Source organism: Pseudomonas sp. LPB0260, from assembly GCF_013388395.1.
Genome location: NZ_CP058247.1, coordinates 5,654,856 through 5,675,904 on the forward strand (window position 1 = coordinate 5,654,856; position 21,049 = coordinate 5,675,904).

Here is a 21,049-nt window from a genome sequence, read left to right on the forward strand (position 1 = left end):
TAGCGAGCTGCCGAAGAGCGGCACCTGATGAGAGAGGAATAGCAGCATGGCATACAGTGAAAAGGTCATCGACCATTACGAAAACCCGCGCAACGTCGGCAAGATGGACGCGGAAGACCCCAGCGTCGGTACCGGCATGGTCGGTGCGCCGGCCTGCGGTGACGTGATGCGTCTGCAGATCAAGGTCAACGAGCAGGGCGTCATCGAAGATGCCAAGTTCAAGACCTATGGCTGCGGTTCGGCCATCGCCTCCAGCTCCCTCGCTACCGAGTGGATGAAGGGCAAGACCCTGGATGAGGCCGAGACCATCAAGAACACCCAGCTGGCCGAAGAGCTGGCCCTGCCGCCGGTGAAGATTCACTGCTCGGTGCTCGCCGAGGACGCCATCAAGGCGGCCGTGCGCGACTACAAGCAGAAGAAAGGTTTGCTCTAAGGAGGTATGTCGATGGCTATCAGCATGACCGAAGCTGCCGCGCAGCACGTGCGCCGCTCCCTCGAGGGGCGCGGCAAGGGCGAGGGTATTCGCCTGGGTGTGCGTACGACCGGCTGTTCCGGCCTGGCTTATGTGCTGGAGTTCGTCGATGAGCCGGCCAGCGAAGACCAGGTGTTCGAGAGTCACGGCGTCAAGGTGATCATCGATCCGAAGAGCCTGGTCTATCTCGATGGCACCGAGCTGGACTTCGTCAAGGAAGGGTTGAACGAGGGTTTCAAGTTCAACAACCCCAACGTGCGCGGCGAATGTGGCTGCGGCGAGAGCTTCAACATCTGAGGCGCTTGTGGGAAGTCCTTGTCATTTTGCCCTGTTCGACCTGAAGCCGAGTTTCCGTCTGGACCTCGACGAGTTGGGTGCGCGTTATCGCGAGTTGGCGCGCACCGTCCATCCGGATCGATTCGCCGACGCCTCCGAGCGCGAGCAGCGGTTGGCCTTGGAGCGCTCCGCGAGTCTCAATGAGGCCTACCAGACGCTCAGGCATGCCCCGCAGCGAGCGCGCTACCTGCTGACCCTGAGCGGCCCCGAGCTGCCGCTGGAGGTCACGGTGCAGGATCCGGGTTTCCTGATGCAGCAGATGCACTGGCGCGAAGAGCTCGAGGATCTGCAGGACAGCGCCGATCTGGCGGGGGTGGCAGCGTTCAAGCGGCGCCTCAAGGTCGCTCAGGACGAGCTGAACGAAAGCTTTGCCGGCTGCTGGGACGATCCGGTGCGGCGCGAGGAAGCCGAGCGCCTGATGCGCCGGATGCAGTTTCTCGACAAGCTCGCCCATGAGGTGCGCCAGTTGGAAGAGCGCCTCGACGACTAACGCTTGCGCAGCTCGGCTGTGCACCTGAAATCCAGATAAGCATTTATTAATCATGGCCTTACTGCAGATCGCTGAGCCCGGACAGAGCCCCCAGCCACACCAGCGTCGATTGGCTGTGGGGATCGATCTGGGTACCACCAATTCCCTGGTCGCTGCCCTGCGCAGTGGCCTCTCCGAACCCCTGCCGGACGCCGATGGCCAGGTCATCCTGCCGTCCGCGGTGCGCTATCACCCCGATCGAATCGAAGTGGGCGAGGCCGCCAAGGCGGCCGCCTCCAGCGATCCGCTGAACACCGTGCTGTCGGTCAAGCGCCTGATGGGGCGCGGCCTGGAAGACGTCAAGCAGCTGGGCGAACAGTTGCCCTATCGCTTCGTCGACGGCCAGTCGCACATGCCCTTCATCGAGACGGTGCAGGGGCCGAAGAGTCCGGTCGAGGTGTCCGCCGATATTCTCAAGGTGTTGCGTCAGCGCGCCGAAGAGGCCTTGGGTGGCGAGCTGGTTGGCGCGGTGATCACGGTGCCGGCCTACTTCGACGAGGCCCAGCGCCAGGCGACCAAGGATGCCGCGCGCCTCGCCGGGTTGAATGTGCTGCGTCTGCTCAACGAGCCGACCGCGGCCGCCGTGGCCTATGGCCTGGACCAGCAGGCCGAGGGGGTCGTGGCGATCTACGATCTGGGTGGCGGTACCTTCGATATCTCCATCCTGCGCCTGACCCGCGGGGTGTTCGAGGTGCTGGCGACCGGCGGCGACAGCGCCCTGGGTGGCGACGACTTCGACCACGCCATCGCTGGCTGGATAGTCGAGCAGGCCGGCTTGTCCGCCGACCTCGACCCCGGTGCCCAGCGCAGCCTGCTCAGCACCGCCTGTACGGCGAAAGAGGCGCTGAGCGCCAACGCCGAGGTGGAGCTGAGTCATGGTGATTGGCGTGGCGTGCTCAGTCGTGAGCAGTTCGATGCGCTGATCGAGCCCATGGTGGCGCGCAGCCTCAAGGCCTGTCGGCGCGCCGTGCGCGATGCCGGCATCGAGCTGGAGCAGGTCGAGGCGGTGGTCATGGTCGGTGGCTCGACTCGAGTGCCACGGGTGCGTCAGGCCGTCAGCGAAATGTTCGGCCGCGAGCCCTTGACCGATATCGACCCGGACCAGGTGGTCGCCATCGGCGCGGCGATCCAGGCCGACACCCTGGCTGGCAATCAGCGCGGCGAGGGTGAAGAGCTGCTGCTGCTGGATGTGATTCCGCTGTCCCTTGGTCTGGAGACCATGGGCGGCCTGATGGAAAAGGTGATCCCGCGCAACACCACCATTCCAGTGGCGCGCGCCCAGGAATTCACCACCTACAAGGATGGCCAGACGGCCATGATGATCCATGTGCTGCAGGGCGAGCGCGAGCTGATCGGCGATTGCCGCTCCCTGGCGCGCTTCGAGCTGCGTGGTATTCCGCCCATGGTGGCCGGCGCGGCGAAGATCCGCGTGACCTTCCAGGTCGATGCCGACGGCCTGCTCGGGGTGTCGGCTCGCGAGCTGGCGTCCGGGGTGGAGGCGAGCATCCAGGTCAAGCCGTCCTATGGCCTGACCGATGGCGAGATCGCGCGCATGCTGCAGGACTCCTTCCAGCATGCCAGCGACGACAAGGTGGCCCGGGTTCTGCGTGAGCAGCAGGTCGATGCCCAGCGCCTGCTCGAGGCCGTGCAGGCGGCCCTGGAGGCCGATGGCGAGCGCCTGTTGAGCGCCGACGAGCGCCTGGCGATCGAGGCGCAGATGGACGAGTTGCGTGAGCTGATGGCGGGCAACGATGGCCTGGCCATCGAGCAGCAGACCAAGCGCCTGACCCAGTTGACCGACGCTTTCGCCGCGCGTCGCCTGGATGCCACGGTCAAGGCCGCGTTGGCCGGCCGTAGTCTTAACGAGATTGAGGAATAAGCATGCCGCAGTTGATTTTTCTGCCCCACGCCGAGCACTGCCCCGAGGGTGCGGTCATCGAGGTGGAATCGGGCGAGACGGTGCTCAATGCCGCCCTGGCCCATGGCATCGATATCGAGCATGCCTGCGAGAAGTCCTGTGCCTGCACCACCTGTCACGTGGTGATCCGCGAGGGCTTCAACTCCCTGGAACCGTCCGACGAGCTGGAGGACGACATGCTCGACAAGGCCTGGGGTCTGGAGCCCAATTCGCGGCTGTCTTGCCAGGCGGTGGTGGCGGATCAGGATCTGGTGGTGGAGATTCCCAAGTACACCATTAACCAGGTTTCCGAAGGTCACTGAACCCTTTAGTGAAGGAGCAGGTCATGAGTCTGAAATGGACCGATGTGCTGGAGATCGCCATCCAGCTGGCGGAAGCCAAGCCCGAAGTCGATCCGCGCTACGTGAACTTCGTCGATCTGCACCGCTGGGTGCTGGACTTGCCGGAGTTCTCCGACGATCCGCAGCGCGGCGGCGAGAAGGTCCTCGAGGCGATCCAGGCCGCCTGGCTCGAAGAGATCGACTGAGCCGGGCGCCGAGCCGGCGCCGCCCTACGCATTTAACCGGAACCCGCGTATAATTCGCGGGTTTAATTTTTCGCTTTAATCCCTGTTTCTGGAGTTTTTCATGGCTGTTCAACGTACCTTCTCCATCATCAAGCCCGACGCCGTTGCCAAGAACGTCATCGGTGAGATCACCACCCGTTTCGAGAAAGCCGGCCTGCGTGTCGTCGCTTCGAAGATGGTCCAGCTGTCCGAGCGCGAAGCCGCCGGCTTCTACGCCGAGCACAGCGAGCGCGGCTTCTTCAAGGACCTGGTTGCCTTCATGACCTCCGGTCCGGTCATCGTCCAGGTGCTGGAAGGTGAAGACGCCATCGCCAAGAACCGCGAGCTGATGGGCGCCACCAACCCGAAGGAAGCTGCCGCCGGTACCATCCGCGCCGACTTCGCCGTGTCCATCGACGAGAACGCCGTGCACGGCTCCGACTCCGAGGCTTCCGCCGCTCGCGAGATCGCCTACTTCTTCGCTTCCACCGAAGTGTGCGCACGCATTCGCTAAGGCGAACCATGCGAGGGTGAAGCCATGACTGAAGCTACCGGCAAGATCAACCTGCTGGGTCTGACCCAGCCAGAAATGGAGCAGTTCTTCGAGAACATCGGGGAGAAGCGCTTCCGTGCCGGCCAGGTGATGAAATGGATTCACCACTTTGGCGTCGATGACTTCGATGCCATGAGCAATGTGGGCAAGGCCTTGCGCGAGAAGCTCAAGGCCTGTGCCGAGATTCGCGGTCCGGAAGTGGTCAGCGAAGACATTTCCACCGACGGCACTCGCAAGTGGGTCGTGCGGGTGGCGTCCGGCAGTTGCGTCGAGACCGTGTACATTCCCCAGGGCGGGCGTGGCACCCTGTGCGTCTCCTCCCAGGCTGGCTGTGCCCTGGACTGCAGCTTCTGCTCCACCGGCAAACAAGGTTTCAACAGCGATCTGTCTGCCGCCGAAGTGATCGGCCAGGTGTGGATCGCCAACAAGTCTTTCGGCTCCGTGCCGGCGAAGATCGATCGCGCCATCACCAACGTGGTGATGATGGGCATGGGCGAGCCGTTGCTGAATTTCGACAACGTGGTCGCCGCCATGAAGATCATGATGGACGACCTCGGTTATGGCATCTCCAAGCGCAAGGTGACCCTGTCCACCTCCGGCGTGGTGCCGATGATCGACAAGCTGGGCGAGGTCATCGACGTGTCGCTGGCCCTGTCGCTGCACGCGCCGAACGATGAACTGCGCAACCAGCTGGTGCCGATCAACAAGAAGTACCCCCTGGACATGTTGCTGGCAGCCTGCAAGCGCTACGTGTCGCGTCTCGGCGAGAAGCGCGTGCTGACCATCGAGTACACCCTGCTCAAGGATGTCAACGATCAGCCGGCTCATGCTGAGGAAATGATCGCACTTCTCAAGGATGTGCCTTGCAAGATCAACCTGATTCCGTTTAATCCCTTTCCCCACTCTGGGTACGAACGGCCGAGCAATAATGCCATCCGCCGTTTCCAGGACCTGCTGCACAAGGCCGGGCACAACGTCACGGTGCGCACCACCCGTGGCGAGGATATCGACGCCGCCTGTGGTCAGCTGGTCGGTCAGGTCATGGATCGTACCCGCCGCAGTGCGCGTTATATCGCCGTGCGCGAATTGAGCAGCGAGGCGGATGCTTCGCCATCCGCCGCCGATCGAACCTGAAGAGAGGAAACCCATGACCCTGCGCCCAGCGCTGTTCTTGTTGTTCGCCGGCCTGCTGGCCGGATGCGTATCGACTGGCGATGTCGACCCGATGAGAACCGATAAGGGGCGCGACGAGGCGCGTGATGCCTATGTGCAGCTGGGTCTCGGCTATCTCCAGCAAGGCGCCAGCGGGCGTGCCAAGGTGCCGCTGAAGAAGGCCCTGGCCCTCGATCCTTCGAGTGCCGACGCCCACGCGGCCTTGGCCCTGGTGTTTCAGATCGAGATGGAACCCAAGCTGGCCGATGAGCACTATCGCAAGGCGCTGTCGCAGCGCGGCGATGACGCCCGTCTGCTGAACAACTACGGCAGCTTCCTGTTCGAGCAGAAACGCTACGAGGAAGCGCTGCAGCGCTACCAGGAGGCGGCTCGCGACAATCTCTATCCGGAGCGTTCGCGGGTGTTCGAGAACCTCGGTCTGACCGCCATGATGCTCAAACAGCGCGAGCAGGCGAAAACCTATTTCGAGCGTTCGCTGCGGCTCGACAGTCGCCAACCGCGGGCGCTGCTGGAGATGGCGCAGTTGCACTTCGAGGATCGGCAGTACGTGCCGGCGCGCCGCTACTACGAGAGCTACAGCGCACTGGCCGAGCAGAGTGCTCGCAGCCTGTTGCTGGGGGCCCGCCTGGCGGCGATCTTCGAGGACCGCGACCAGGCGGCCAGCCTCGGCCTGCAGTTGAAACGTCTTTATCCGGGGACCCCGGAATATCAGCAATACCTGTCGGAGCAAAGATGAAAGCGGCGCATTCCGAAGAAGCAGTGGCCCAGCAGGTCAATCCCGGCGAATCCTTACGCATCACCCGCGAAAGCAAGGGCTGGAGCATCGCCGAGGTGGCCGCGCAGCTCAACCTGACGCCCCAGCGCCTGGGGCAGATCGAAGACGGTGCCTTCGACAAGTTGCCGGGGCACACCTTCGCCCGCGGTTACATCCGCGCTTATGGCAAGTTGCTGGGCATGGACCAGGCGCGCCTGGTGCTGGAGTTCGATCAGTTCACCGGCAGCAACGCGGCGGGCAGCAGCGTGCACAGCCTCGGCCGCATCGAACAACCATTGAGCCACTCGCAGCACATCCTGCGTTTCGCCGTGCTGGCCGTGCTGGTGGTCCTGGCCGGGGCCGGCCTGTACTGGTGGCAGGAGCAGGCCCAGCGGGCGGCTGAGGAGCCGGCGAGCAGCTTCGAACATGTCGAAGTGGAAGGCGCCGACGGTACCACCCAGATCCATGTGCTGGACGAACCCGAAGACCAGGCGGTAGCCGAGGCCCAGCAGCCCAGCGAGCTCAATCTGTCCGCTACCGCGCTCGAGCCGGCACCGCAGACCGATGAGTCGGCGGCCGAGTCGAACGGCGATGCGGGCTTGGCCGAGCCGGTTGTGGCGGCGCCAGTCGCGCCGGCGCCGAGTCCAGCCGAACCTGCGCCGCAGGCGGCGGTGGCACCGACCCCCGGCGAGCCGGTCGCGCCGGCATCCGCCGCCGAGCAGCCGCCCGTGGCGGCGGCCGGCGAAGGCGTCGTCGAGCTGAGCTTTTCCGCCGATTGCTGGACCCAGCTGACCGATGCCAATGGCAAGATCCTGGTCAGCTCACTCAAGCGTGCCGGCGACAGCCTGCGGCTGGTTGGCAAGGCGCCGCTCGAACTGCGCCTGGGGTTTGCCCGTGGCGCCCAAGTCACCTACAACGGCCAGGCGGTCGATGTGGCGCCCTTCACAACCGGCGAAACCGCGCGCCTGAAACTGGGTGGGCAATAACATGCATTGCGAATCACCGATCAAGCGGCGTCAGTCGCGCAAGATCTGGGTCGGCTCGGTACCGGTGGGCGGCGATTCGCCCATCTCGGTGCAGAGCATGACCAACACCGATACCAATGATGTCGCCGCGACGGTCGCACAGATCCGCCGCCTGGAAGAGGCGGGTGCCGATATCGTGCGCGTCTCGGTGCCGGACATGGACGCCGCCGAGGCCTTCGGCAAGATCAAGCAGCAGGTCGCCCTGCCGCTGGTCGCCGACATCCACTTCGACTACCAGATCGCCCTGCGCGTGGCTGAGCTGGGGGTCGACTGCCTGCGCATCAACCCCGGCAATATCGGCCGCGAGGATCGCGTCCGTGCCGTGGTCGAGGCCGCGCGGGACAAGGGCATTCCGATCCGCATCGGGGTCAATGCCGGCTCCCTGGAAAAAGACCTGCAGAAGAAATACGGCGAGCCGACGCCCCAGGCCCTGGTCGAGTCGGCGCTGCGCCATGTCGAACACCTGGACCGCCTGAACTTCCCGGACTTCAAGGTCAGCGTCAAGGCCTCCGACGTGTTCATGGCGGTGGAGGCCTATCGCCTGCTGGCCAAGCAGATCGAGCAACCGCTGCACCTGGGCATCACCGAGGCCGGCGGCCTGCGCTCCGGCACGGTGAAGTCGGCGGTGGGCCTGGGCATGCTGCTGGCCGAGGGCATCGGCGATACCATCCGCATCTCCCTGGCCGCCGACCCGGTGGAGGAGATCAAGGTCGGCTTCGACATCCTCAAGTCGTTGCGGCTGCGTTCGCGCGGGATCAACTTCATCGCCTGCCCGAGTTGCTCGCGGCAGAACTTCGATGTGGTCAAGACCATGAACGAACTGGAATCGCGCGTCGAAGACCTGCTGGTGCCGCTGGACGTGGCGGTGATCGGTTGCGTGGTCAACGGCCCGGGCGAGGCCAAGGAAGCACATGTCGGCCTGACCGGCGGCACGCCGAACAACCTGGTGTATATCGACGGCAAACCGGCACAGAAACTGACCAACGACAATCTGGTGGATGAGCTGGAGCGGCTGATCCGCCAGAAGGCGGCCGAGAAGGTCGCCGCAGACGCCGCCTTGATCGTGCGCAGCTGAGCCTTCGCGCACCCGTAACAGCTAAGGAATAGAATTGAGCAAGTCCCTGCAAGCCATTCGTGGCATGAACGACATCCTGCCCGAGCAGACCCCCCTCTGGCGTTATTTCGAGGACAAGGTGGCGCGTCTGTTGGATGGCTACGGCTATCGGCAGATCCGCATGCCGATCGTCGAGTTCACCGAGCTGTTCAAGCGCTCCATCGGCGAGGTCACCGACATCGTCGAGAAGGAGATGTACACCTTCGATGATCGCAACGGCGACTCCCTGACCCTGCGTCCGGAAGGCACCGCGGCCTGCGTGCGGGCGGTGCTCGAGCACGGCCTGGCTGGTGGCGGGCAGACCCAGAAGCTCTGGTACATCGGCCCGATGTTCCGTCACGAGCGCCCGCAGAAGGGCCGCTATCGCCAGTTCCATCAGATCGGCGTGGAAGTGTTCAACATCGACGGTCCGGACATCGACGCCGAGCTGATCGTGCTGACCTGGCGCCTGTGGGGCCTGCTGGGGATCCGCGATGCGGTGACCCTGGAGCTGAACAGCCTGGGTACCAGCGAAGCCCGCGCGGTCTACCGCGAGGCGCTGGTCGACTACCTGTCGGCGCGCGCCGATCAGCTCGACGAAGACAGTCGCCGCCGCCTGACCAGCAATCCGCTGCGCGTACTCGACAGCAAGGTGCCGGAAACCCAGGCGCTGCTGGCCGATGCGCCCAAGCTGGCGGACTATCTGGACGAGGACTCGCGCACCCACTTCGAGGGCCTGAAGGCGCGCCTGGATGCTGCCGGCATTCCTTATGTGATCAATCCCAAGCTGGTGCGCGGCCTGGATTACTACAGCAAGACCGTGTTCGAGTGGGTCACCGCCAGCCTCGGTGCCCAGGGCACGGTCTGTGCCGGTGGCCGTTACGACGGCCTGGTCGAGCAGATGGGCGGCAAGCCGACGCCGGGCGTGGGCTTCGCCATGGGCATCGAGCGCCTGGTGCTGCTGATCGAGACGCTGGGCAAGGTACCAGCGGAGATCGCCCGTCAGGTCGATGTCTACCTGTGCGCCTTTGGCGAGCCGGCCGAGCTGGCCGGTCTGGCCCTGGCCGAGCGCCTGCGCGACCAGCTGCCGGGCTTGCGCCTGCAGGTCAACGCCGGCGGCGGCAGCTTCAAGAGCCAGCTGAAGAAGGCCGACAAGAGCGGCGCGCTCTATGCGTTGGTCCTGGGTGAAGACGAACTGGCCCAGCGAGTGGTAGGTTGCAAGCCGCTGCGCGACCAGGGCGAGCAGCAGACTATTGCCTGGGATGCTCTGGTCGAGCGCCTGGCACCCTGCCTCGAGCAGGCTTAAAGCATCAAGCACACGCCGATTTAGCGAACAGGAGTATTGGGGTGGAATCGCGTACCGAAGAAGAACAGCTGGCGTTGATCAAGGAATGGTGGCAGCGCAACGGCATGCCGTTGCTCACCGGCGCGCTATTGGCCCTGGTGGCGGTATTCGGCTGGCAGGGCTGGGAGCGATACCAGAGTAGCCAGGCGCAGAACGCCTCGATGCTTTACCAGCAGCTGCTGGAAACCGCACTCAATCCGAGTGGCGAGCCCGACGCGGCCAAGGTCGTCGAGCTGGGCAATCAGCTCAAGAGTGAATTCGGCGGCAGCCAGTACGCCCAGTACGGCAGCTTGTTCGTCGCCAAGGTCGCGGTCGAGTCCGGCAAGCTGGACGACGCGGCGAACGAGTTGCAGGCGATCGTCGATCAGCCGGCGGACAAGACCCTGGAAGAGCTGGCCCGTCAGCGTCTGGCCAGCGTGCTCGCCGCGCAGGACAAGACCGAAGATGCGCTGGCGCTGCTCGAGGGTGACGCCGCTGCGGCCTATCTGGCCAGCCGCGAGGAGCTCAAGGGCGACCTGCTGGCCAAGCTCGGGCGCGACGATGAGGCCCATGCCGCCTACCTGAAGGCCAAGGCCGCATTGGCGGAGGACGCCGCCGTGGGCGGTTTACAGATGAAGCTCGACGACCTGGCAAAAGGGGATGCGTGACGTGATGCGCTGGAAGAATGCCGCACTGCTGGCCCTGGCCGTTCTGGCCGTAGGTTGCAGCAGCAACAGTAAAAAGGAATTGCCGCCGGCCGAACTCACCGACTTCGAGGAAGAGGTGGTGCTGCAGGAGGAGTGGAGTCGCTCGATTGGCGAAGGCCAGGGTGACACCTTCAACATGCTGGTTCCGGCCGTCGACGGCGAGCGCATCTTTGCCGCCGACGTCGAAGGCCTGGTCATGGCGCTCGACCGCCTGAGCGGCAAGGTGCTCTGGAAGCAAGAACTCGACGCCCCGGTTTCCGGCGCGGTCGGCGCCGGCTATGGCCTGGTCCTGCTGGGTACGCTGAAGGGCGAGGTGATTGCCCTGGACGCGTCCAGCGGCGATGAGAAATGGCGCTCGCGGGTGACTAGCGAAGTGCTGGCGGCGCCGGCTGTCAACGGCGACGTGGTGCTGGTGCAGACCCAGGACGATCGCCTGATCGCCCTCGATGCCGACACCGGCAATCAGCGCTGGATCTTCGAGAACACCCCGGCGGTGCTGACCCTGCGCGGCACCGGTAGCCCGGTGCTGACCAACCGTCTGGCGATTGCCGGGCTGTCCAGTGGCAAGGTCATCGCCATCGACACCCAGCGCGGCCTGCCGGTCTGGGAGCAGCGCGTGGCGATTCCCCAGGGGCGCTCGGAGCTTGATCGGGTGGTAGACATCGACGGTGGCCTGCTGCTGTCCGGCGGCACGCTCTATGTCGTGAGCTACCAGGGCCGCGTGGCGGCGCTGGAGCTGGAGAGCGGCCGCGTGCTCTGGCAGCGCGAGGCGTCCAGCTCGGTCGGCGTGGCCCAGGGCTTCGGCAACGTCTACGTCAGCCTAGCCAACGGCAGCGTCGAAGGCATCGACGAGCGCAGCACCTCGGCGCTGTGGAACAACGATGCATTGGCCCGTCGCCAACTGTCGGCGCCGGAAGTGTTCTCCAGCTATGTCGCCTTCGGGGACCTGGAGGGTTACCTGCACCTGATCAGCCAGGTCGATGGTCGCTTCGTCGGCCGCAAGCGGATCGACAGCGACGGCCTGCGCGCTCGCCCGCTGGTGGTCGGCAACTGGCTGTACGCCTATGGCAACGGTGGCAAACTGGTCGCGCTGACCATCAAGTGACCGAGCGCTAGAGGGCTTGGCTATGCTGCATGGCGACGCCGTGCAGCGGGGCGGCCCCAGTTGTGAATTCGGCCGCTGCCCTGGCAGCGGCCTTTGTATTTTCTGAAATAACGTAGTGGAGAGCCTAATGGTTCCCGTAATTGCCCTGGTGGGTCGTCCGAACGTCGGCAAGTCCACCCTCTTCAACCGCTTGACCAGGACCCGCGACGCCATCGTCGGTGACCTCTCCGGCCTGACCCGCGATCGCCAGTACGGCGAAGCCAAGTGGCAGGGGCGCACCTATATCGTCATCGACACCGGGGGCATCTCCGGTGACGAGGAGGGGATCGACGCGAAGATGGCCGAGCAGTCGCTGCAGGCCATCGAAGAGGCCGATGCCGTGCTGTTCCTGGTCGACGCCCGGGCCGGGCTGTCGGCCTCCGACCAGATGATCGGCGAGCACCTGCGCAAGCGTAACAAGCACAGCTTCCTGGTGATCAACAAGGTCGACAACCTCGACCCCGACCTGGCTCGCGCCGAGTTCAGCCCCCTGGGCATGGGCGAGGCCCTGGCCATTGCCGGCGCCCACGGCCGCGGCATCAGCCAGATGCTCGAGGCGGTGCTCGGCGGTTTCCCCAAGGACGAGGGCGAGCCGCAGGAAGGCGAGGAACTCGAAGTGGTCGCCGAGGGCGAGGAAGCCAAGCGCATTCCCGGACCGAGCGAGAAGGACGGCATCAAGCTGGCGATCATCGGCCGGCCCAACGTCGGCAAGTCGACCCTGGTCAACCGCATGCTCGGCGAAGACCGGGTGATCGTCTATGACCAGGCCGGCACCACCCGCGACAGCATCTACATCCCCTTCGAGCGCGACGACGAGAAGTACACCCTGATCGACACCGCCGGCGTACGCCGTCGCGGCAAGATCTTCGAGGCGGTGGAAAAGTTCTCGGTGGTCAAGACCCTGCAGGCGATCCAGGACTCCAACGTGGTGGTGTTCGTCATGGACGCCCGCGAAGGGGTGGTCGACCACGACCTCAATCTGCTCGGTTTCGTGCTGGAAAGCGGCCGCGCCCTGGTCATCGCCCTGAACAAGTGGGACGGCATGGAGCCGAGCGAGCGCGACTACGTGAAGACCGAGCTGCAGCGCCGGTTGTTCTTCGTCGACTTCGCCGACATCCACTTCATCTCGGCGCTGCACGGCACCGGCGTCGGCCACCTGTACAAGTCGGTGCAGGCCTCGTTCCAGTCGGCCATCACCCGCTGGCCCACCAGCCGCCTGACCCAGATCCTCGAGGACGCGGTGCGCGAGCACCAGCCGCCGCTGGTCAATGGCCGGCGCATCAAGCTGCGCTACGCCCACCTCGGCGGCGCCAACCCGCCGCTGATCGTGATCCACGGCAACCAGGTCGAGTCGGTGCCGCGCGCCTACTCGCGTTACCTGGAGAACACCTACCGGCGCGTGCTCAAGCTGGTCGGCACGCCGATCCGCATCGAGTACAAGGGCGGCGAGAACCCCTACGAGGACAAGAAGAACACTCTGACCGACCGTCAGGTCAACAAGAAGCGCCGGCTGATGAGCCACCACAAGAAGGCCGAGAAGAAGCGCAAGGACAAGAAGCGCTGATTCTGCCCGTCCGGCTCGAACGGAAGGCGCCTGCGGGCGCCTTTTTCGTGTCCGGTCGATCGGCTATCCTGGCTCATCGGCACCGCCAGCCGTTCGCGGTGATCAGCAGGAAGACCTCATGTTCAACAGCAAGCTGCCGACTGTCGGCACCACCATCTTCACCCGCATGTCCCAGCTCGCCGCCGAGACCGGCGCCCTCAACCTGTCCCAGGGCTTCCCCGATTTCGACGGCCCCCAGGCGCTGCGCGACGCGGTCGGCCGGCACATTGCCGCCGGCCACAACCAGTATGCACCGCTGGCCGGGCTGCCGGCGCTGCGCGAGCAGGTGGCGGCGAAGATCGCCCGCAGCTATGGCCGCACGGTCGACATGGACAGCGAGGTGACCATCACCCCGGGCGCCACCCAGGCGATCTTCTGCGCCATCCAGACGCTGATCCACCCGGGCGACGAGGTCATCGTCTTCGACCCCTGCTACGACAGCTATGAGCCCTCGGTGGAGCTGGCCGGCGGCCGCTGCGTGCACGTGCCCCTGGCGCTACCGGATTTCGCCATCGACTGGCAGCGCCTGGCCGACGCGCTGAGCCCCAGGACCCGGCTGATCATCCTCAACAGCCCGCACAACCCCAGCGGCGCGCTGATTTCCCGCGCCGACCTGGACCGCCTGGCCGCGCTGATCCGCGACCGCGACATCTACCTGGTCAGCGACGAGGTCTACGAACACCTGGTGTTCGACGGCGCCCGGCACGCCAGCGTGCTGGCCCACGAGGAGCTGTACCAGCGCGCCTTCGTGGTCAGCTCGTTCGGCAAGACCTATCACGTCACCGGCTGGAAGACCGGCTACGTGGTATCGCCGCCGGCGCTCACCGCCGAGCTGCGCAAGGTGCACCAGTACGTGAGCTTCTGCGGAGTGACGCCGCTGCAGTGGGCGCTGGCCGACTTCATGGCCGAGCACCCCGAGCATGTCGAGGAGTTGCCGGCCTTCTACCAGGCCAAGCGCGACCTGTTCTGCGACCTGCTCAAGGACTCGCGCTTCAGCTTTCAGCGCGCCCCCGGCACCTATTTCCAGCTGGCCGACTATTCGGCGATCCGTGATGACCTGGACGATGTCGCCATGGCCGAGTGGCTGACCCGCGAGCATGGTGTGGCGACCATCCCGGTGTCGGTGTTCTACCAAGAGCCGCCCAAGGACCTGCGCCTGGTGCGCTTATGCTTCGCCAAGCGCGAGGACACCCTGCGCCAGGCCGCGGAGAAGCTATGCGCGATCTGACGGCGTTACCCGACCTGCAGTTGGCCCTGGTGCAGAGTGCACTGGCCTGGCACGATCCGGCCGCCAACCGGGCGCACTTCGAGGCGCTGCTGGAACAGGCCGCTGGCGCCGATCTGGTGGTGCTGCCGGAGATGTTCAGCACCGGCTTCACCATGGACTCGGCCAGCCTGGCCGAGCCCGAGGACGGTCCCAGCACTGTCTGGCTGCAGGAGCAGGCCCGCCGCCTGCAGGCGGTGGTCACCGGCAGCCTGATCATCCAGGCGGCCGACGGCAGCTACCGCAACCGCCTGCTCTGGGCGCGCCCGGACGGCTCGCTGGCGCACTACGACAAGCGCCACCTGTTCCGCATGGCCGGCGAGCACAAGCATTACGCCGCCGGCGAGCAGCAAGTGCTGCTGGAGCTCAAGGGCTGGCGGGTCCGTCCGCTGATCTGCTACGACCTGCGCTTCCCAGTGTGGAGCCGCGATCCGCGCGACACCGACTTGCTGCTCTATACCGCCAACTGGCCGGCCGCGCGGCGTCACCACTGGAACCGCCTGCTGCCGGCGCGGGCCATCGAGAATCTGTGCTACGTGGCGGCGGTCAACCGCGTCGGCGAGGACGGCAAGGGCCATGCCTACAGCGGCGACAGCCAGGTGCTGGATTTCCAGGGCGAGACCCTGCTCAACGCCGAAGCCGCTGCTGGCGTATACCGCTTGGCCCTGTCGGGTGCCGATCTGGCCGCGTACCGCGAACGTTTCCCCGCCTATCTGGATGCCGATGCCTTCGAGCTGCAGCCATAGCCTGGGTGTGGCGTAGCGATATCCCAAGCCAGTGGCAACGCTGCGCTCGAGTCATGCAGCAGATGCGACAGCGCCAGCCAGCATACGCAGCGCCCGTAATCCGGATTGCGTTATATAAGCAAACGCCGGGCAGAGCCCGGCGTTTTTGGTGCAGTCCGCGCTATCAGGCGGCCTGTTCGGCGGCCTGACCCATGGCCCGGTTAAGGGCGCTAAACAGGGCGCGGAAGCTGGCGGTGGTCAGGTTCTCGTCGATGCCCACGCCGTGCAGGGCTCGCCCGCCATTGACCCGCAGCTCGATATAGGCCGCGGCCTTGGCGTTGGTGCCGGCGCCTATGGCGTGCTCGCAGTAGTCCATGATCTCCACGTCCACCGGCAGGCCGGCCACCAGTGCCTCCAGGGGGCCCTTGCCGATGCCACGCCAGTGCTGGCTTTCGCCGTCGCTGACGATTTCCACGTCGACCGCGCTGGTGCCGTTCTCTTCCTGCAGGCGATGGCCCTTGAGGGTGTAGGGCGCACTGGCTTGCAGGTATTCGCGATCGAACAGCTGGTAGATCTGCGCGGCGCTCATCTCCAGGCCCAGGCGGTCGGTTTCCTTCTGCACCACCTGGCTGAACTCGATCTGCATGCGCCGCGGCAGGCTGATGCCGTATTCCTGCTCCAGCAGGTAGGTGATGCCGCCCTTGCCGGACTGGCTGTTGACGCGGATCACCGCCTCGTAGCTGCGGCCGATGTCGGCCGGGTCGATCGGCAGGTAGGGTACCTCCCAGACACCATCCGGGTCCTGCTGGGCGAAGCCCTTGCGAATGGCGTCCTGGTGCGAGCCGGAGAAGGCGGTGTGGACCAGGTCGCCGACATAGGGATGGCGCGGGTGCACCGGGATCTGGTTGCACTCCTCGACCACCTTGCGCACCGCGTCGATGTCGGAGAAATCCAGGCCCGGGTGGATGCCCTGGGTGTAGAGGTTGAGCGCCAGGTTGACCAGGTCGACGTTGCCGGTGCGCTCGCCGTTGCCGAACAGGCAGCCCTCGACGCGGTCGGCGCCGGCCATCAGGCCCAGTTCGCTGGCGGCCACGCCGGTGCCGCGGTCGTTGTGGGTGTGCAGGCTGATCAGCACGCTGTCGCGGCGGCTGATATGGCGGCAGAACCACTCGATCTGGTCGGCGTAGACGTTGGGTGTGGACACTTCCACGGTGGCCGGCAGGTTGAGGATGGCCTTGTTCTCAGGGGTTGGCTGCCAGACGTCGAGCACCGCGTCGCAGACCTCGACGGCGAACTCCAGCTCGGTGGAGGTGAAGATCTCCGGCGAGTACTGGAAGGTCCACTGGGTGCCCGGCTGCTGTTCGGCCAGGTCCTTGATGATCCGCGCGGCATTCACCGCGATGTTCACCACCCCGGCCTTGTCCTGGTTGAAGACGATGCGGCGGAACGAGGGCGCGGTGGCGTTGTAGACGTGGACGATGGCCTTCTTCGCGCCCTTGAGCGACTCGAAGGTGCGGGTGATCAGGTCTTCGCGGGCCTGGGTCAGCACCTGGATGGTGGTGTCCTCGGGATATGCCCGCCCTCGATCAGCTCGCGGACGAAATCGAAGTCGGTCTGCGAGGCGGAGGGGAAGCCCACTTCGATCTGCTTGATGCCGACCTGCACCAGGGTCTTGAAGAAGCGCATCTTCTTCTGCGCGTCCATCGGCTCGATCAGCGACTGGTTGCCGTCGCGCAGGTCAGAACTGCACCAGACCGGCACTGCGGTGATGGTCTTCGACGGCCAGGTGCGGTCTGGCAGGTCGATGGCGGGAAAGGCGCGGTACTTGCTGGACGGGTCTTTGAGCATGCTCATGGGGAAATCCTTGTGGGCGGCGGCCGCTGAAGGGCCAGGCAATATCGGCAAGATCAGGAAGGGGGGGCGTTAGTCACGCAGTCGCTGGCTGACCAGGCAGAGGTTGGCGTGTTGCCGCAGCAGGATGAGGGTATGGGTAGCGTTCATGGCTTCAACCCTACCTATTTGAGGTAAATGCTGGCAAGCATTGTTGAAAAATTGGCAGAAGTCGTCGTTTGAGTGTCTATGTTGGTTGCCAGTTGCGAGAAGGCGCGCTGGAATGCCGACCGATTGCGCGGCGCTTTTGTCCCGGGGCGGCCTGTGCCCGGGCCGGGGCCGGGGCTCAGGTGGGCGCTCAAGAGGAGGCGCTTGCCGGCGGCAGCGGGCGGCCCAGTTCGCGCATGTCCGAGCCGCTCGGATGCTGGAACACGCGCAGGCCGAATTCCGGCAGGATCGCCAGCATGTGGTCGAAGATATCCGCCTGGATGCCCTCGTAACGCGCCCAGGCGGTGGTGTTGGTGAAGCAATAGAGCTGCAGCGGCAGGCCGTCTGCGGTCGGGCTGAGCTGGCGCACCAGCTGGGTCATCTCCTGATGGACCCCGGGATGTTGGCGCAGGTACTGCTCCACGTAGGCGCGGAAGGTGCCGATATTGGTGACGCGGCGGGTGTTGACCGGCTCGCGGCCGGCGTCGGCCAGGGCGTCGTTCCATTCCTGCAGCTCGCGCTGCTTGTCTTGCAGGTAGTCGCTGAGCAGGCGGAAGCGCCCCAGGCGCTCGATCTGCTCCTGGTCGAGGAAGGCGATGCTGGTCTGGTCCAGGTACAGGTTGCGCATGATCCGCCTGCCGCCGCATTCCTGCATGCCGCGCCAGTTCTTGAACGGGTCGCTGATGAAACGCTTGGTCGGGATGCTGGTGATGGTCTTGTCCCAATTTTGCACCTTGACCATGTGCAGGGCGATGTCGATGACGTCGCCGTCGGCATTGAGCTGCGGCATCTCCACCCAGTCGCCGACCCGGATGATGTCGTTGGAAGAGATCTGCACGCTGGCCACCAGCGACAGCAGGGTGTCCTGGAAGATCAGCATCAGCACCGCGGCCATGGCGCCGAGGCCGGACAGCAGGATCAGCGGCGAGCGGTCGATCAGGCTGGCGACCATGAGGATCGCGGCGATGGCGAAGATCACGATCTTGAGCAACTGCAGGTAGCCCTTGATCGGCTTGAGATGGGCGTCCGGGCGGCGCTGGTAAAGGGTGTTGAGCAGGCTCAGGGTGCCGCTCATGGCCAGGGCCACGGTCAGCACGATAAAGGCGCTGCAGACGTTGTCGACCACGGTCACCGCGGCATCGGGCAGGTGCGGCACCAGGTGGATGCCACTGGAGAGAATCAGCGCCGGCACTATGTTGGCCAGGCGCGCGCTGATCTTCGACTCCGACAGCGCCTTGTCCTGCCCCAGGGGCGTGGCCTCGAGCGCGCGATAGAGGCCGCGCAGGAGGATGCGCTTGACCAGCCAGTTGGCGATCCAGGCGCCGAGCACCAGCAGACCCAGGCTGATCAGGCTGTGCAGGTGCGGGTAGCGCTCGAGCCATTCGAGGGTGGCGGCGTAGTGTTGCTTCATGACGATCCTCGTTTGCTGCGTGTGAAGGCCGCGCAGGGCGAGCGCCTCGAGTCTGGCTCAGTGCGCGGAGGTCGAGGGCAGGCGGGCGACGAGGGCGCACCTTAACAAAGCGGGCCGGCGTTTGCCGTTACCGCTGTCTTGCGAGGTATTGCAGCTAGGGCTTGAAGGCGCCGATAAAGATCGACGGGTCGATGCGCGCATCGTTCAGGCTCACATTCCAGTGCAGGTGCGGCCCGGTGGCGCGGCCAGTGGCGCCGACCTTGCCGAGCACGCCGCCACGCGGCAGCTCCTGCCACAGCTTCACGTCGATCGCCGAGAGGTGGCAGAACATGCTGATCAGGCCCTGGCCGTGGTCGACGAACACCGTCTTGCCGTTGAAGAAGTAGTCGCCGATCAGGATCACCTGGCCCGCCGCCGGCGCCTTGACCGGGGTGCCACGCGCGGCGGCGAAGTCCAGGCCCGAATGGGGGTTGCGCTCCTCGCCATTGAAGAAGCGGCGCAGGCCGAAGGGGCTGGACAGCGGCCCGTCGACCGGCCTGTCGAACAGCAGGTTGCTCGGCTGGCGCGGGCTGAACTGGCGATAGGCGCGGGTCTGTTCGTCCAGCTCGCGCTCGATGCGCTTGAGGTTGGTCGGGTTGGGATTGACCTGCTGCTGGTTCTTCAGGGTGATGCGCTGCTCGGCATAGGCGCGGCCGCCGACCTGGAAGCTGTGCCGCCGGCCGTCCACCTCGATCTGCTGGCTGCCGGGGCGGACGCTCAGGGGCAGGCCGACGATGGCGATCCAGCGCTGGCCGTCCTCGTGAATCACCAGCAGCGGTTTGCCTTGGTAGGTGGCGCGTGGCGCCGTGGCGGCCGGGCCGAGATCGACCACGGCGACCCCGCCCGGCACGGGCTTGTTCAGCAGGCGGCTGATGAAGCCCTCGGCCTGGGTGGGCAAGGCGAGCAGGAGGGTGATCAGCAGTGGGATGAGGCGCATGGTGTACTCCCGGGCAGGGTGGTTGACGCGCTGTTCATCCACCATCGGTAAGGGTCAATCCAGCAGCGACAGGGTCGCCGGCTGTACATGGTTGTCTTCGACCCGCACGTCCAGCTCGCCCTCGCCCAGGCGGGCCTTGAGGCGCTGGCCCGGCTGGGTGTCGCCTGCCCTGCGGATGGCCCGGCCGCGCTCGTCGAGGAGGATGCTGTAGCCGCGGCCCAGGGTCGCCAGGGGGCTGACCGCATTGAGCGTCTGCATCTGGCTGTGCAGTTGCAGGCGGCGCTCCTTGAGGCCTTCGCGCATGGCCCGCGGCAGGCGCTCGGCGAGGCTGGCCAGGCGCTGGCGCAGGAGCTGCAGGGCGCGTTCCGGGTGCTGGCCGGCCAGGCGGGTCTGCAGGCGCGCCAGGCGTTCCTGGCGGGCGGTCAGCTGGCGCGTGAAGGCTCGCTGCAGGCGCATCTCCAGGTCATCCAGGCGCTGCGCCTGCTGGCGCAGGCGTTCGCCGGGGTGACGCAGGCGCCGACGCAGGCCATCCAGTTGCATGTGTTCGCGCGCCAGGCGGCCCTTGATGTAGAGCAGCAGGCGACGCTGCAGGCCGTGCAGGCGCTGCACCAGCTCGCTGGAGTCGGGCGCCAGCAGCTCGGCGGCGGCCGAAGGCGTCGGTGCCCGCACGTCGGCGACGAAATCGCTGATCGAGACGTCGGTCTCGTGACCCACGGCGCTGACGATGGGGGTGGCGCAGGCGTCGATGGCGCGGGCCACCGCTTCTTCGTTGAAGCTCCAGAGGTCTTCCAGGGAGCCGCCACCGCGCGCCAGGATCAGCGCATCGAAGCCCCGGCGGTCGGCCAGTTGCAGGGCTCGAACGATCTGTCCAGTAGCCTCGCGGCCTTGCACAGCGGTGGGGATCAGGGTCAGTTCGACCTGCGGCGCGCGGCGGCGGAACACGCTGACGATGTCGCGAATCACCGCGCCGGTGGGCGAACTGACGATGCCGATGCGCCGCGGGTGGGCGGGCAGGGCAACCTTGCGCTCGGCGGCGAACAGGCCTTCACCGCTGAGCTTTTCCTTCAGTGCCTCGAAGGCCAGGCGCAGGGCGCCGTCGCCGGCCGGCTCCACCGCATCGAGGATCAGCTGGTAGTCGCCGCGCCCCTCGAACAGCGAGACCTTGCCGCGCACCTTCACCGCCAGGCCGTCGCGCAGTGCCTGGCGCACCCGCGCGGCGTTCTGCCGGAACAGCGCGCAGCGCACCTGGGCCTGGCTGTCCTTGAGGGTGAAATAGATGTGCCCGGAGGCTGGCTTGGCCAGGTTGGAAATCTCGCCCTCGACCCAGATACTGGCGAACACGTCCTCCAGCAGCAGGCGGGCGCGGTTGTTGAGCTGGCTGACGCTGAGCACCTCGCGGTCGAGGTTCAGGCGCTGGAAGGGGTCTTTGATCATGGCCGGCATGATAAAGGCTTTGCCGGG

20 protein-coding genes and 1 pseudogene are annotated in these 21,049 nt (G+C 65.7%); 17 read left to right on the forward strand and 4 right to left on the reverse strand.

Going from position 1 to position 21,049, the window contains the following annotated elements:
• Positions 1–46 precede the first annotated feature (46 nt).
• The 17 genes from iscU (at position 47) to LPB260_RS25425 (ending at position 15,185) form a co-directional block, all read left to right on the forward strand.
• Positions 47–433, forward strand: coding sequence for a Fe-S cluster assembly scaffold IscU (gene iscU, locus LPB260_RS25345; RefSeq protein WP_090239371.1), 387 nt, complete (start codon positions 47–49; stop codon positions 431–433).
• Positions 434–445: 12 nt separating this feature from the next.
• The gene (gene iscA / locus LPB260_RS25350) at positions 446–769 is read left to right on the forward strand and encodes an iron-sulfur cluster assembly protein IscA (RefSeq protein ID WP_208708646.1); all 324 of its coding nucleotides are present in this window, start codon (positions 446–448) and stop codon (positions 767–769) included.
• A 7-nt stretch (positions 770–776) separates the two neighbouring features.
• Positions 777–1,298: a co-chaperone HscB gene (hscB, locus tag LPB260_RS25355; RefSeq protein WP_208708647.1), complete on the forward strand. Its 522-nt coding sequence runs from the start codon at positions 777–779 to the stop codon at positions 1,296–1,298.
• A 52-nt stretch (positions 1,299–1,350) separates the two neighbouring features.
• Complete coding sequence (gene hscA, locus LPB260_RS25360; RefSeq protein ID WP_208708648.1) at positions 1,351–3,216, forward strand: Fe-S protein assembly chaperone HscA; 1,866 nt, start codon at positions 1,351–1,353, stop codon at positions 3,214–3,216.
• 2 nt (positions 3,217–3,218) lie between these two features.
• Positions 3,219–3,557, forward strand: a complete 339-nt coding sequence (gene fdx / locus LPB260_RS25365; RefSeq protein ID WP_208708649.1) for an ISC system 2Fe-2S type ferredoxin — start codon at positions 3,219–3,221, stop codon at positions 3,555–3,557.
• Between the two features lie 23 nt (positions 3,558–3,580).
• Positions 3,581–3,781, forward strand: a complete 201-nt coding sequence (iscX, locus tag LPB260_RS25370; protein WP_208708650.1) for a Fe-S cluster assembly protein IscX — start codon at positions 3,581–3,583, stop codon at positions 3,779–3,781.
• Positions 3,782–3,881: 100 nt separating this feature from the next.
• Entirely contained in the window at positions 3,882–4,313 is a 432-nt protein-coding gene (gene ndk / locus LPB260_RS25375; RefSeq protein ID WP_208708651.1) for a nucleoside-diphosphate kinase, read from the forward strand.
• Between the two features lie 24 nt (positions 4,314–4,337).
• Positions 4,338–5,486 carry a 23S rRNA (adenine(2503)-C(2))-methyltransferase RlmN gene (gene rlmN / locus LPB260_RS25380; protein ID WP_208708652.1) on the forward strand — a complete coding sequence of 383 codons (1,149 nt, stop codon included), beginning with the start codon at positions 4,338–4,340 and terminating at the stop codon, positions 5,484–5,486.
• Positions 5,487–5,499: 13 nt separating this feature from the next.
• On the forward strand, positions 5,500–6,261 hold the full coding sequence (gene pilW / locus LPB260_RS25385) for a type IV pilus biogenesis/stability protein PilW (protein WP_208708653.1): 762 nt from the start codon (positions 5,500–5,502) through the stop codon (positions 6,259–6,261).
• Positions 6,258–7,265 (forward strand): RodZ family helix-turn-helix domain-containing protein, encoded by a 1,008-nt coding sequence (locus tag LPB260_RS25390; protein WP_208708654.1) that lies wholly within the window; start codon positions 6,258–6,260, stop codon positions 7,263–7,265. The genes pilW and LPB260_RS25390 overlap by 4 nt, the downstream gene beginning before the upstream one ends.
• 1 nt (position 7,266) lies before the next feature.
• On the forward strand, positions 7,267–8,379 hold the full coding sequence (gene ispG, locus LPB260_RS25395; protein ID WP_208708655.1) for a flavodoxin-dependent (E)-4-hydroxy-3-methylbut-2-enyl-diphosphate synthase: 1,113 nt from the start codon (positions 7,267–7,269) through the stop codon (positions 8,377–8,379).
• A gap of 34 nt (positions 8,380–8,413) precedes the next feature.
• A complete protein-coding gene (hisS, locus tag LPB260_RS25400) occupies positions 8,414–9,703 on the forward strand; it encodes a histidine--tRNA ligase (RefSeq protein WP_208708656.1) in 1,290 nt (429 codons plus the stop codon).
• Positions 9,704–9,744: 41 nt separating this feature from the next.
• On the forward strand, positions 9,745–10,389 hold the full coding sequence (locus LPB260_RS25405) for a tetratricopeptide repeat protein (protein WP_208708657.1): 645 nt from the start codon (positions 9,745–9,747) through the stop codon (positions 10,387–10,389).
• The gene (bamB, locus tag LPB260_RS25410) at positions 10,382–11,533 is read left to right on the forward strand and encodes an outer membrane protein assembly factor BamB (protein ID WP_208708658.1); all 1,152 of its coding nucleotides are present in this window, start codon (positions 10,382–10,384) and stop codon (positions 11,531–11,533) included. Before LPB260_RS25405 ends, bamB begins: the two co-directional genes overlap by 8 nt.
• Positions 11,534–11,660: 127 nt before the next feature.
• Positions 11,661–13,136 carry a ribosome biogenesis GTPase Der gene (gene der, locus LPB260_RS25415; RefSeq protein ID WP_208708659.1) on the forward strand — a complete coding sequence of 492 codons (1,476 nt, stop codon included), beginning with the start codon at positions 11,661–11,663 and terminating at the stop codon, positions 13,134–13,136.
• 118 nt (positions 13,137–13,254) lie between these two features.
• A complete protein-coding gene (locus LPB260_RS25420) occupies positions 13,255–14,403 on the forward strand; it encodes a pyridoxal phosphate-dependent aminotransferase (RefSeq protein WP_208708660.1) in 1,149 nt (382 codons plus the stop codon).
• Positions 14,391–15,185 (forward strand): amidohydrolase, encoded by a 795-nt coding sequence (locus LPB260_RS25425; protein ID WP_208708662.1) that lies wholly within the window; start codon positions 14,391–14,393, stop codon positions 15,183–15,185. The genes LPB260_RS25420 and LPB260_RS25425 overlap by 13 nt, the downstream gene beginning before the upstream one ends.
• 163 nt (positions 15,186–15,348) lie before the next feature.
• On the opposite strand, the pseudogene leuA reads toward LPB260_RS25425, so the two are convergent.
• The 4 genes and pseudogenes from leuA to xseA all read right to left on the reverse strand — a co-directional run bounded on the left by leuA (position 15,349) and on the right by xseA (position 21,022).
• Positions 15,349–17,018, reverse strand: a pseudogene (gene leuA, locus LPB260_RS25430) (2-isopropylmalate synthase).
• A 334-nt stretch (positions 17,019–17,352) separates the two neighbouring features.
• Positions 17,353–18,612 (reverse strand): mechanosensitive ion channel family protein, encoded by a 1,260-nt coding sequence (locus LPB260_RS25435; protein ID WP_208708666.1) that lies wholly within the window; start codon positions 18,610–18,612, stop codon positions 17,353–17,355.
• 154 nt (positions 18,613–18,766) lie between these two features.
• Positions 18,767–19,588, reverse strand: a complete 822-nt coding sequence (locus LPB260_RS25440) for a peptidoglycan DD-metalloendopeptidase family protein (protein ID WP_208708667.1) — start codon at positions 19,586–19,588, stop codon at positions 18,767–18,769.
• A 54-nt stretch (positions 19,589–19,642) separates the two neighbouring features.
• Positions 19,643–21,022: an exodeoxyribonuclease VII large subunit gene (gene xseA / locus LPB260_RS25445; protein ID WP_208710161.1), complete on the reverse strand. Its 1,380-nt coding sequence runs from the start codon at positions 21,020–21,022 to the stop codon at positions 19,643–19,645.
• Positions 21,023–21,049: the final 27 nt, after the last annotated feature.

Bases quoted from the DNA above. Each gene is read 5' to 3' on its own strand.
- iscU (WP_090239371.1), top strand. From the start codon at position 47: ATGGCATACAGTGAAAAGGTCATCGACCATTACGAAAACCCGCGCAAC.
- iscA (WP_208708646.1), top strand. From the start codon at position 446: ATGGCTATCAGCATGACCGAAGCTGCCGCGCAGCACGTGCGCCGCTCC.
- hscA (WP_208708648.1), top strand. From the start codon at position 1,351: ATGGCCTTACTGCAGATCGCTGAGCCCGGACAGAGCCCCCAGCCACAC.
- fdx (WP_208708649.1), top strand. From the start codon at position 3,219: ATGCCGCAGTTGATTTTTCTGCCCCACGCCGAGCACTGCCCCGAGGGT.
- iscX (WP_208708650.1), top strand. From the start codon at position 3,581: ATGAGTCTGAAATGGACCGATGTGCTGGAGATCGCCATCCAGCTGGCG.
- ndk (WP_208708651.1), top strand. From the start codon at position 3,882: ATGGCTGTTCAACGTACCTTCTCCATCATCAAGCCCGACGCCGTTGCC.
- rlmN (WP_208708652.1), top strand. From the start codon at position 4,338: ATGACTGAAGCTACCGGCAAGATCAACCTGCTGGGTCTGACCCAGCCA.
- pilW (WP_208708653.1), top strand. From the start codon at position 5,500: ATGACCCTGCGCCCAGCGCTGTTCTTGTTGTTCGCCGGCCTGCTGGCC.
- LPB260_RS25390 (WP_208708654.1), top strand. From the start codon at position 6,258: ATGAAAGCGGCGCATTCCGAAGAAGCAGTGGCCCAGCAGGTCAATCCC.
- ispG (WP_208708655.1), top strand. From the start codon at position 7,267: ATGCATTGCGAATCACCGATCAAGCGGCGTCAGTCGCGCAAGATCTGG.
- bamB (WP_208708658.1), top strand. From the start codon at position 10,382: ATGCGTGACGTGATGCGCTGGAAGAATGCCGCACTGCTGGCCCTGGCC.
- der (WP_208708659.1), top strand. From the start codon at position 11,661: ATGGTTCCCGTAATTGCCCTGGTGGGTCGTCCGAACGTCGGCAAGTCC.
- LPB260_RS25420 (WP_208708660.1), top strand. From the start codon at position 13,255: ATGTTCAACAGCAAGCTGCCGACTGTCGGCACCACCATCTTCACCCGC.
- LPB260_RS25425 (WP_208708662.1), top strand. From the start codon at position 14,391: ATGCGCGATCTGACGGCGTTACCCGACCTGCAGTTGGCCCTGGTGCAG.
- LPB260_RS25435 (WP_208708666.1), bottom strand. From the start codon at position 18,612: ATGAAGCAACACTACGCCGCCACCCTCGAATGGCTCGAGCGCTACCCG.
- LPB260_RS25440 (WP_208708667.1), bottom strand. From the start codon at position 19,588: ATGCGCCTCATCCCACTGCTGATCACCCTCCTGCTCGCCTTGCCCACC.
- xseA (WP_208710161.1), bottom strand. From the start codon at position 21,022: ATGATCAAAGACCCCTTCCAGCGCCTGAACCTCGACCGCGAGGTGCTC.